The organism is Rubneribacter sp. (assembly GCF_965361815.1).
This window is the reverse complement of the sequence record NZ_CBDTNW010000046.1, coordinates 1-9,228: the sequence shown is the minus strand read 5'-3', so window position 1 is coordinate 9,228 and position 9,228 is coordinate 1. Positions and strand designations below refer to the sequence as shown.

General features: G+C 64.1%; 10 protein-coding genes. 1 reads left to right on the top strand and 9 read right to left on the bottom strand.

The window, feature by feature from the left end; genetic code table 11:
* From nrfD (ACWKY3_RS02960) to ACWKY3_RS02945, 4 genes are all read right to left on the bottom strand, one after another.
* Positions 1-195, bottom strand: a 195-nt coding sequence (nrfD, locus tag ACWKY3_RS02960) for an NrfD/PsrC family molybdoenzyme membrane anchor subunit (protein WP_449314928.1), incomplete at its 3' end; no start/stop codon positions are given.
* A 12-nt stretch (positions 196-207) separates the two neighbouring features.
* On the bottom strand, positions 208-825 hold the full coding sequence (locus ACWKY3_RS02955) for a 4Fe-4S dicluster domain-containing protein (RefSeq protein WP_449314927.1): 618 nt from the start codon (positions 823-825) through the stop codon (positions 208-210).
* Positions 826-835: 10 nt separating this feature from the next.
* Positions 836-3,262, bottom strand: a complete 2,427-nt coding sequence (locus tag ACWKY3_RS02950) for a molybdopterin-dependent oxidoreductase (RefSeq protein WP_449314926.1) — start codon at positions 3,260-3,262, stop codon at positions 836-838.
* Between the two features lie 222 nt (positions 3,263-3,484).
* A complete protein-coding gene (locus ACWKY3_RS02945) occupies positions 3,485-3,775 on the bottom strand; it encodes a hypothetical protein (RefSeq protein WP_449314925.1) in 291 nt (96 codons plus the stop codon).
* Between the two features lie 207 nt (positions 3,776-3,982).
* Here ACWKY3_RS02945 and ACWKY3_RS02940 point away from each other — a divergent pair, with 207 nt between their 5' ends.
* Positions 3,983-5,158, top strand: coding sequence for an ATP-binding protein (locus ACWKY3_RS02940; protein WP_449314924.1), 1,176 nt, complete (start codon positions 3,983-3,985; stop codon positions 5,156-5,158).
* Here the strand turns inward: ACWKY3_RS02940 and ACWKY3_RS02935 are convergent.
* The 5 genes from ACWKY3_RS02935 to ACWKY3_RS02915 all read right to left on the bottom strand — a co-directional run bounded on the left by ACWKY3_RS02935 (position 5,136) and on the right by ACWKY3_RS02915 (position 9,160).
* Positions 5,136-6,122 carry a slipin family protein gene (locus ACWKY3_RS02935; protein WP_449314929.1) on the bottom strand — a complete coding sequence of 329 codons (987 nt, stop codon included), beginning with the start codon at positions 6,120-6,122 and terminating at the stop codon, positions 5,136-5,138. The genes ACWKY3_RS02940 and ACWKY3_RS02935 overlap by 23 nt on opposite strands.
* Positions 6,123-6,226: 104 nt before the next feature.
* Positions 6,227-6,709, bottom strand: a complete 483-nt coding sequence (locus ACWKY3_RS02930) for a GntR family transcriptional regulator (protein WP_449314923.1) — start codon at positions 6,707-6,709, stop codon at positions 6,227-6,229.
* Between the two features lie 18 nt (positions 6,710-6,727).
* Positions 6,728-7,708 carry an NrfD/PsrC family molybdoenzyme membrane anchor subunit gene (nrfD, locus tag ACWKY3_RS02925; RefSeq protein WP_449314922.1) on the bottom strand — a complete coding sequence of 327 codons (981 nt, stop codon included), beginning with the start codon at positions 7,706-7,708 and terminating at the stop codon, positions 6,728-6,730.
* A 631-nt stretch (positions 7,709-8,339) separates the two neighbouring features.
* Positions 8,340-8,798, bottom strand: a complete 459-nt coding sequence (locus tag ACWKY3_RS02920) for a DUF4405 domain-containing protein (RefSeq protein WP_449314921.1) — start codon at positions 8,796-8,798, stop codon at positions 8,340-8,342.
* A 5-nt stretch (positions 8,799-8,803) separates the two neighbouring features.
* Positions 8,804-9,160 carry a hypothetical protein gene (locus ACWKY3_RS02915; RefSeq protein WP_449314920.1) on the bottom strand — a complete coding sequence of 119 codons (357 nt, stop codon included), beginning with the start codon at positions 9,158-9,160 and terminating at the stop codon, positions 8,804-8,806.
* Between the last annotated feature and the right edge of the window lie 68 nt (positions 9,161-9,228).

The window sequence follows — 9,228 nt, the reverse complement described above, 5'->3', positions numbered from 1 at the left end:
AGCCACGATGAGGCCGCCCGCCGAAAGCCCCACGAAGAACATGAACATGGTGATGTAGAGGCCCCACGACGTGGCGTTGCTCATGCCTGTTACACCCAGGCCGAACATGAGCTGATAGATCCACGCCGCCACGCCGGCCAGCGTCAGCACGCCTAACACGCCCGCAGCCGCTTTGAATTTCGCCGAAGTTTCCATTGACGCACCTCCTTAGTTGAAGTAGTGAACCTGCGGGCGCGTGCCCTGCTCTTCCAACAGCACATACGCGTTCCGCTCGCGGATGATGCGCGACACCTCGGAATCCGGGTCGTCCAGATCGCCGAATATGCGCGCTTCAAACGGGCAGTTCTGCACGCACATGGGCTCTTGGCCCCGGTCGGTGCGCTCCTTGCACAGCGTGCACTCCTCGGCCACGCCCTTGGGGCGCACGGGCACATCTTTGTCGCCGTAGTTGAAATCAGGGTCGCGCACCGGCTCGTTCCAGTTGAACACGCGCGCGTTGTAGGGGCAGGCCGCCATGCACATGCGGCACCCGATGCACTTGTCGTAGTCTACCTCCACGCGGCCTTTGTCGTCTTTGTACGTGGCGCCCGTGGGGCACACGCGCTGGCACGCGGGGTTCTCGCAGTGCTGGCAGGCGATAGGCAAATACGCCCGCGAAAGATGAGGATAGACGCCCTGCGCCCCGTCGATCTCGTCCGACCCTTCCGTCAAAACGCGGTTCCACAGCATGCCTTCGGGCACCCCGTTTTGCATCTTGCACGACAGCGCGCAGGTTTGGCATCCAATGCAACGCCGCACGTCAATCGCCATTCCGTATCGAGTCATCGTCGATCACCTACGCTTTCCGAACTTCCACGAGCGTGTCTTGGAACGCGATGGACGTCCCCATCTGCAAGATGTCGTCACGCGGCGAGAGGTTGTCGTTCGTCAGTTCTTGGAGGTTGCCCTTGACCATGTACTTCGTCCAAATGCCCTCGAAGATGCGCGTGCAGCCAGGCCGCACGGACTCGGAGGGACGCACCTCCACCTGGATGGAACCGCGGTCGTTGAACACCTCGACCACGTCCCCGCGGGCAAGCCCGCGCGGCTCCATGTCCGCAGGGTTCATCTCCAGATGCGGCTCGTAGAACTCCTTGATCCACTGGGCGTCGCAGAACATGCTATGTATCTGGAACTTCGTGCGCGCCTGGTAGAACTGCAGCGGGTAGGTCTTGCGCAGCTCGCAGCCCTGATACGCCTCCTCGGGATCTTCGTACACGGGAAGCGCCTGCCCAGCCCCAAGCCTGCCCTCCAAGTACACGTCGAATCGGCCCGAAGCGGTTTTCGCCACCTGGGAGGCGTACTCCTCGCGGATTTGGTCGATGCCCGGCAAGGGCAGGACCCCCTGGTTGTCGATGAGTTTTTGCAGCGTCATCCCCGCGAGCTTCTTGTCGGTGGAGTTGGCTATCTGGTACTCGCAGAACTCGTAGGAGCTTTTGGGAAGCACGCCGTCGGCCACGCCCATCGCCTGCGCGAGCAAGCGCTCGATCTCGAGGTCCGGCTTGCTCTCGAAGAGCGGATCGAGCACCTTCCCCTGCAAGAGCAGATGCCCGTAGCCCACCTTCAGCGACTCGGCCTCCTCCGTGGTCTCGAACTTGGTGCACGCCGGCAGCACGATGTCGGCCCAGTTCGCGCTTTCCACGTGGTACATGTCGATGTACACGATGAAGTCGAGCGAGCGCAGCCACTCTTTGGTGACGTTCATGTTCGCGTAGTGCTGCTGGAACATGTCGCCGAGCGCGACGTAGGCGCGCACGCTGTTCTCCTGGTGACGCATGCTGTAAGAGGGCATCTCCTGGTCGGCCACCTTGTACTCGCCAGGCAGGGGCCAAGAGGCCAGCTTGGCGGACCAGCCAGTGTAGTTTCCACCCACGTGCACGCCCACGCTTGCGCCCGGCTTGCCGTAGTTGCCGGTCAGCGCAGCCAGAACGCCCGCCGCGTGCCCGCAGATGTCGGAGTTCATGTACTTGTCGGACCCGCCCCAACCAAGCGAGAGCGTGGCGGGCGTGTCAAGCGCGTAGCGACGGGCCAGGTCCTCGATGGTCTTTTCGGGAACGGTCGTCTTCTCCGACGCCCAGGTCAGCGTGTAGCCGTTTTCCTTTTGGCTTCGCTTGAGCAGCTCGAACACCGTGGCGTACGTCCTGCCGTCAACCTCGTAGACGCCCTCGAGTGCAGGATCGACGGCTTCCTGGTAGGGTCGGGGCGCGCCGGTTGCCGCATCCCATACCATGAAGGGGTTCTCGGAGCCTTTCTGCTTGGCCGTGGCCGACAACGGATCGCTCCTGAGCATCGCGCCTGACTCCTCGTCGACCAAGAACGGGAACGACGTTCCCTCCTTCATCGACTCCTCGTCGAACCACCCGTTGTCGATGATGCAGCTGATCATACCCAGAAACAGGGCGCCATCCGTCCCCGGCTCGATGGGAACCCACTGATCGGCCTTGCCGGCCGTCGTGGTGTAATGCGTGTCCACCGAGACGATGTAGGCGCCGGCCTCCTGCGCCTCGAAGAACGTCTTGGCCGAGGGGACGCTCGACTCCAAGAAGTTCGTGCTGGTCAGAATCACCGTCTTGGCGCGTGCCCAGTCGCGGGCCTCGCTCGTGCAGATGACGTTGGACGTGGTGTCGCCGATCATGGGGCCAAGCCCGTTGCCCACGCCGATGTCGATGCCGTTGCGCCCGTCTTGCTGCGCGCTGAATATCTGCTTGAGATGGGGGTAGCGAACCTTCACGTCGGACGTTCCCCCAACGACCACGGCGCTCTTGCCGTACTTCTCCCAGATGGACCCCAGCTTGTCTTTGATCTCGGCCAATGCCTCGTCCCAGGTGACGGACACGAACTCGCCTAAGCCGCGCTCGCCGACGCGTTTGAGCGGGGTCTGGATGCGCTCGGATCCGTACACGTGCTCGATCTCCGACATCGCCCGCACGCAGGCGATGCGGTAGCGCTTGTCGTACCCTTCGGCGTCGTTCGGTTCGATCAAGCACAGGCGGCCGTCCCTCACCGTGCACTTCAGGGAACAGTGGCCCGTGCAATGGTTCTGGTGGAAGGTGTAGCCGATGCGCTCCTCCGGCTCCGCATGCGCTTGCGCGGGCGCAAGCCAGTCGTCCGTGCCGGTCATGCCCGCAGCGCCGGCCAGACCGAGCGCGCCGGCCGCAGCGCCGGTTGCCTTGAGAAAGCCCCTTCGCGTCAGTCCGCCGTGCGGACTCGTTGCTCCTGACATGTTTCCTCCTCGGTTCTGCCAGGTCCCCCGTGCCGCCCTTCCCCGCTTCCGCTCGGCTTGAAGCGGCCAGGCGACGCAGCGTCCTCTTCAAGACGATGCGCGCAAACCGGCGCAAGCCCCGCAGCAGCGGAATGAGCGTGGGGATACCTCCGTTCCTTGCGAGAATCGGCCGAATCCCACTGGGCACACTATACGAAATAATCATATGACAATCAAGGATTGTCATATGATTATTTGTCCTATGATTATCCTATTTTGGAGATAGTATTGGTGGAACGTTCCGGGATTGATTGCCGCTAGATCATCCAAGCGGGAATGACCAGCGTGTTTGCATCGAGAGCGCCGAGGGCTTCGAGCCAAAACTCTTCCCAGTGCGTCCTTCACGGCGTCGCCGAAGCCCTCGCCGAAGCTGCTCGGCACTACTGCGGCACCACCAAACCACCCGACATCGCAGAACCACACGCCGCCTTCAGCAGCAACACCCTCCACCACTTTCTGCATCTCGCCCTTCATCACCCTCCTCCAGCCATTTCTTTGCAGATAATTTCATTGGAATACGTACGAATGTTTCATGTGAAACATTTCCTGCGGTCCTTCACGACGCGTTAAAGCCCCGAAAGCGCACAGCGACACTACCGCTTGACCATCTTTTCTAAATTCTTATAATTGATTCTAATAAAGAATTTATAATTCTATATAAAACCTTAGAAAGAACAGGCAATGACCAATCCATTCAAACCAGGAGCCGGAAGAAAGCCTCCCTATCTCGCAGGCCGCACCGAGATACTGCACGCCGTGAAAACCGAGATGCAGCAAGTATGCGACGATGCCGAGGGTATGCGCCCCGTCGTCATCTCGGGGCTTCGGGGCATGGGAAAAACCGTGCTCCTCAGGGAGCTGGCCGACTTCGCAAAACAGCGGGCTTGGGTGGTCGCCTGCGTCGAAGCCTCGAGAAACACCTCGCTCGCCACAAAGCTCTCGCAAGCCCTCTATCTCGAACTGCGACGCATAAAAAACTCGGCGAACCCACTGAAATCGGCATTCGACCACGCGATCGCTGTTTTGAAATCTTTCCAGCTGAAAATCGATCCCGCGGGTTCATACTCCCTCGGCATCGACATCCAACCAGCGCAAGGATACGCCGACTCGGGCGATCTCTCGCTCGATCTCGGCGATTTGCTGCAGGCCACAGGAGAGGCTGCGCGCGATGCGGGAACCGCCGTGTTCCTGAGCATCGACGAATTGCAGGAAGCATCCAAAGAAGACTTGACGGCCCTCAACGTGGCGCTGCACGCCATAGGTCAAGGCAGCTCCCCCGTTCCTGTCTATTTCATAGGAGCGGGGCTTCCCACGCTTCCCGCCGTGCTCGCTGACGCGACCAGCTACGCCGAGAGAATGTTCGCATACCATTCTCTCGAACTGCTCTCAGACGATGCGGTGCGCGATGCGTATATCGAACCCACGGCAAAAGACGGTATCCGCTGGGAGGAAAACGCCCTGGCTGCCGCCATCGAAGCCGCAGGAGGCTACCCTTATTTCATCCAGCAATGCGGTTTCTGCATTTGCGAACAGATAGAAGCGCCCGGTATCGTGACGTCGGTCGAAACGGCCGCCGGAATCGCTTTAGCGAAAAACGAACTCGACCGAGGGCTCTATCGGTCGCGGTGGGACAGGACGACGCGCGCAGGACGCGCGATGATGCGCGCCATGGCAAGCGCCGGATCGCCGATAAAACTCAGCGATTTAGCGCAACAGATGGGGAAGAGAAGGATAAGCGACCTATCGGTCATACGCGACAAGCTCATTCACGACGGTCTTATCTATGCTCCCGAACGAGGGCACGTGACATTCACCGTCCCCGGCATGGACGATTTCATCCTGCGCTGCTCCGAGTAACCGAAAGCGCGTCCTTCGCGGCATCGCCTAAAACGTCGCCGAAGCCCTCGCTGAAGCTGCTGGGCACCACCACGGTGCCGCCCGTTTCGCGCACGCTCTCGTACAGCAGGTGCATCGAGCGCAGGCGCAGCGCGGCGTCGTTTTTGGCGTAGGCGTCGCCCATCTCGCCCATCATCTCGCAGATGTCCTGCTCGGCCTCCATGAGGATGATGCGCGCCTTCTTGCGCTGCTCGGCCTGGGCCTCAAGCGACATCACGTCCTGCAGGTCCTTCGGCACCAGGATGTCGCGCACCTCCACCGAGAGGATGGCCACGCCCCAGGGCGCCACCTTCTCTTCGAGCGCGCGTTTGAGCTCGCGGTCCAGCTGCTCGCGGCGGATGGCCACCTCGGCGGCCCCTCCGCGCCCGATGGCGTCCCGCAGCGCCGTCTGCGCCGCCAGCTCCACGGCGCGCGTGAAGTCGCCCACCTCGGTGCAGGCCGCCTTCGCATCCCATACATGCCAGAACAGCACGGCGTTCACGTCAAGCGGCACGAGGTCGGCCGTGAGCGTCTCCTCGGCGCCGAACGTGGTCACGCGCACGCGGCCGTCCACGCGCATGGTGTTCTGCTCGATGACAGGCCAGGTCCAGAACAGCCCCGGCCCGCTCACGCGGTTGAAGCGGCCGAAGCGCAGCACCACGACCTTCTCCCACTGCTGCGCGATGTGCACCGACATGGCGGCCAGCGTTGCCGCCACCAGGGCGCACGCCACGCCGAGCAGCCCCACACGGCCCGCGATCAGCGCCGACGCGCCCAAAACCAGAAAAAACGCCAGAGTGAACACCACTGCGGAGAACAGCAGCACGCCCGCGCTCGACGCGCGCTCGCCCGCCATCTCCGTATTCGCGTCGGGCACGACAGCCCACGACCCGCGCCCGCCCGTCGCGCGACCGGACTGCCCGCCTGCGCTCGAGCCCATCCCCATCGGGGCCTCGCGCTCCCCTTTTCTCCCAAAGCCCATGATAGCCTCGCTCTCGTCCGCAGCCTTGCTTTCGCCTGTAGCCGCGCTCTCGTCCGCAGCCCGCCCGCTCACGCGCCGCGCGCGCCGCCTTTCGCCTTGGGCACCTCAACGCAGACGATGCGGCCCGCCCCGTCCGCATCCGCGCCGCCCTTTCCCTCGGCGGCTTTCAGCTGCTTGATCTTGCGCGCCATGCGAGCCTGCACGTCGTCCAAGGAAAGCCCCAGATCGCGACAGGCCGTCACGCAGTCCTCCAGCAGCCCGTCCACCTCCTCGGCATACTCTTTGTCCACCTCGGCGTCCAGATCGCGCACGAACACGCCGCGCCCGCGCGTGGACTCCAGGTAGCCGTCGGACACCAGGCTGAGGTACGCCTTGTTCACCGTGTTGTAGTTGATGGAAATCTCCGACGCCAAGCCGCGCACCGTGGGCAGCTGATCGCCCGGTTTGAAGTAGCCGGTGTTGATCAGGTAGACGAGCCTCTGACGCAGCTGCACCCACAAAGGCACGTCGGTCGTCTCGTCCACCTCGAAAGGAAAGGCGCCCTTCTCCATCGTCGCGTTCCACGCTCCTCACATCATGGTTTGCAGCACCGGGTGCAGACCGGCCTCGACCACACAATAGCGCAACGCGAGGCCGCCCGCCAGCACGCACGCCGAGGCGGCCAGCACCGCACGCGGCTTGAGCGCGGCGCGCCCGCGTGCGAAAGCCGCATCCAGCGCAAGCGGAACCGCCAAGCCGCCCACCGCGAACACGCCCCAGAACGCCCACGCAGCGGATCCGGCCGTGAGCGCTTGGGCCGAAGCCGCCAACGCCTCAAGCGTTCCGCTGTCCTCGGGAACCGACACGGCGCCCGGCAGCGCAACGCCCAAGACGACGGCCACGTACGCCGCCGCAACCAGAATCTCAAGGATGATCGCAACGGCGTCCGCGAACGCAAGCCGCCGAAACACTCGGCCGAACAAACGGGCGGCACCGGAGAACTGACCTGCGGCAAGCACAAGGGCCGTCCCGCACGAAAGCGAGGAAAGCGCGAAGAGGGCCGGAAGCCACGGCGTGGCCCACAGAGGAACCGCCGCCATGTCCCGAAGCAGCAACCCCGTGTACACCATGACCACGAACGCGGCCGCAAGCAGGGCAACCTCGAGCACGCGAACCGCCGTCAGGGAAAGCCGCACGCACCCCGTCCAAGCCGCAAGCAAGGCCGCGCCCAGGCCAGAACAGGCAACAAGGGCCCATGTTCCCGCCGCCACGTACGTGAACGCCGGATTCGCGAGCAAAAGCCCCACCCTGTCGGCGCGTCCCACGTCGGCCAGCAGGCACGTCACGCCCGCTCCGAGCGCGACAAGCCCCGCCGCCGCACCCGGAGCGACGAGCAGGCGATAGGGCTGCGGCAGCTCGACGACCATGCGCACGCCGCCGCCCCGCCGACGCAATGCGGGCTGCGACACCGCGTCCGCAGGCGACAGCAGAGCGAGCGCGGACGACACGAAAAGCGCGCCCGCACCGGCGCCGCCGAGGAACAGGTAGCACACGACCAGCGGCCCGAACAATGCCCCGCCCTCCTTATCTCCCGACGCAGATGCGCATGCAAGCCCGCCTACGCGCGAACGCGAACCCCGCGAGGACGCGCCTACGCGCTGTCTCGGATTATCATAAGACAATCTGCCGTCCTTGTCCGCACTTTCCCCTCAAATCCCCGAGCGTTTCTGCGCTGAAAGCGCGCAAAAGGCGCTACGCGATGCAATGCGCCGCATACGGCGGCACGCTTTTCACGCCGCGCTCAAACCCGAAGTTCTTGGCGGAGATCCGCAGGACGCAGGCAAGCGCGCACCGCCTCCGATACGTTTCAAGGCTTTGCGCACCCACGTTGGCTCCCGATTTGACCTCAAGGGGGGGGGACAACCCTCTGTTAAACCGGGATTGACAGAGACCCCGCCGGAGGCGGTTCGACGGGGGCCGCACGCAGGTTGGTCACAAAACGCGCCCTGTGGCACGCGCGGGGCCGCCTTTCCGTCCTCCGCGCCCCTCGCGTCCGAAGAAACACCAGGTCACGGAAATCGCGCGGCCCGCCGGCGCGCCGGATCGACCCTCCGGAGTGCCATAGGGCGCGTTTTACGACCAACTTGCGGGAAGGTCTCCGTTGAACCGGGATCGACATGGGCGGGACCGGGAAGGGCGGCGTCACGAGCCTTCGCGGCGCCGCCCCTCCCTCCGGGCGCGCCCCTCCCTCCGGACGCTCGCGGCCACCCAGCCCGCGTGCAGGGCCACGTGCACGAGCAGCAGCGCCAAGAGCGCCTTGGCCGAGACCGCGTGCAAAGGGTCCCAGAAGAAGTAGCCGGTCGCGTGCAGGCCGAGCGCCGGAAGCGCCGCGCCCGACACCATGATGCCCGATGTGGCGCAGACAGCCAGCACGACAAGGATGAGCGCGTCGAGCGCCAGATGAGCCGTCCAGGAGGGCGAGCGGCGGAGCAGCCCGCCCCCTGCCACCCTGCCCAAGCCCGCAACGCAATGAGCGAGCAGCACGGCGATCGCGGCGAGCGAAAGCCACTCATGGGCCGCTATTCCCGTGAACGCAGGAAGAGCGGCAAGCGCGTAGAGGACGAGCGCGGCGCCATCAAGGACGAGCCGCTTTTTCTCCATTCCCCTCACCTCACCTTCCGCACGATGAGCACCAGCCCCACCACAAGCGCCACCGGTGCGAGGATCCACACGTTCAAGCTCGCGTCGCTCGCCTGGCGGTAGCGGCCCACGAGCGAGTCCCACGCGTGGCACTCCGCGCTCGCGCAGCTTGCCTCGGGACAGAGCATCTCGTGGACGCCGTCGGGTTCAGGCACATTATCGAAGCCGTGGCACTCCCCCGAAGCGCACCCGGCGGCCGGGCAAGGCGTATCTGTCTCGATAGGAGAGATGCCCGTCGCAGGCTCTACAAGCGCACCCGCTCCGTAAGTCAGCACCCCTGCCAGCACAAAGACACCTAACGTTATGAGAATCCTTCGAATCATGGGGCCTCCCCAAAGCGGGGCGGGGGTAGCAACCGTACCACCCCTCTCCCCCTCTCCCACTCCTGTAC

What these genes read in the sequence shown, in the direction of transcription:
- ACWKY3_RS02955 (WP_449314927.1), bottom strand. Translation starts at nt 825, where the DNA reads ATGACTCGATACGGAATGGCGATTGACGTGCGGCGTTGCATTGGATGC.
- ACWKY3_RS02950 (WP_449314926.1), bottom strand. Translation starts at nt 3,262, where the DNA reads ATGTCAGGAGCAACGAGTCCGCACGGCGGACTGACGCGAAGGGGCTTT.
- ACWKY3_RS02945 (WP_449314925.1), bottom strand. Translation starts at nt 3,775, where the DNA reads ATGAAGGGCGAGATGCAGAAAGTGGTGGAGGGTGTTGCTGCTGAAGGC.
- ACWKY3_RS02940 (WP_449314924.1), top strand. Translation starts at nt 3,983, where the DNA reads ATGACCAATCCATTCAAACCAGGAGCCGGAAGAAAGCCTCCCTATCTC.
- ACWKY3_RS02935 (WP_449314929.1), bottom strand. Translation starts at nt 6,122, where the DNA reads ATGGGGATGGGCTCGAGCGCAGGCGGGCAGTCCGGTCGCGCGACGGGC.
- ACWKY3_RS02930 (WP_449314923.1), bottom strand. Translation starts at nt 6,709, where the DNA reads ATGGAGAAGGGCGCCTTTCCTTTCGAGGTGGACGAGACGACCGACGTG.
- ACWKY3_RS02920 (WP_449314921.1), bottom strand. Translation starts at nt 8,798, where the DNA reads ATGGAGAAAAAGCGGCTCGTCCTTGATGGCGCCGCGCTCGTCCTCTAC.
- ACWKY3_RS02915 (WP_449314920.1), bottom strand. Translation starts at nt 9,160, where the DNA reads ATGATTCGAAGGATTCTCATAACGTTAGGTGTCTTTGTGCTGGCAGGG.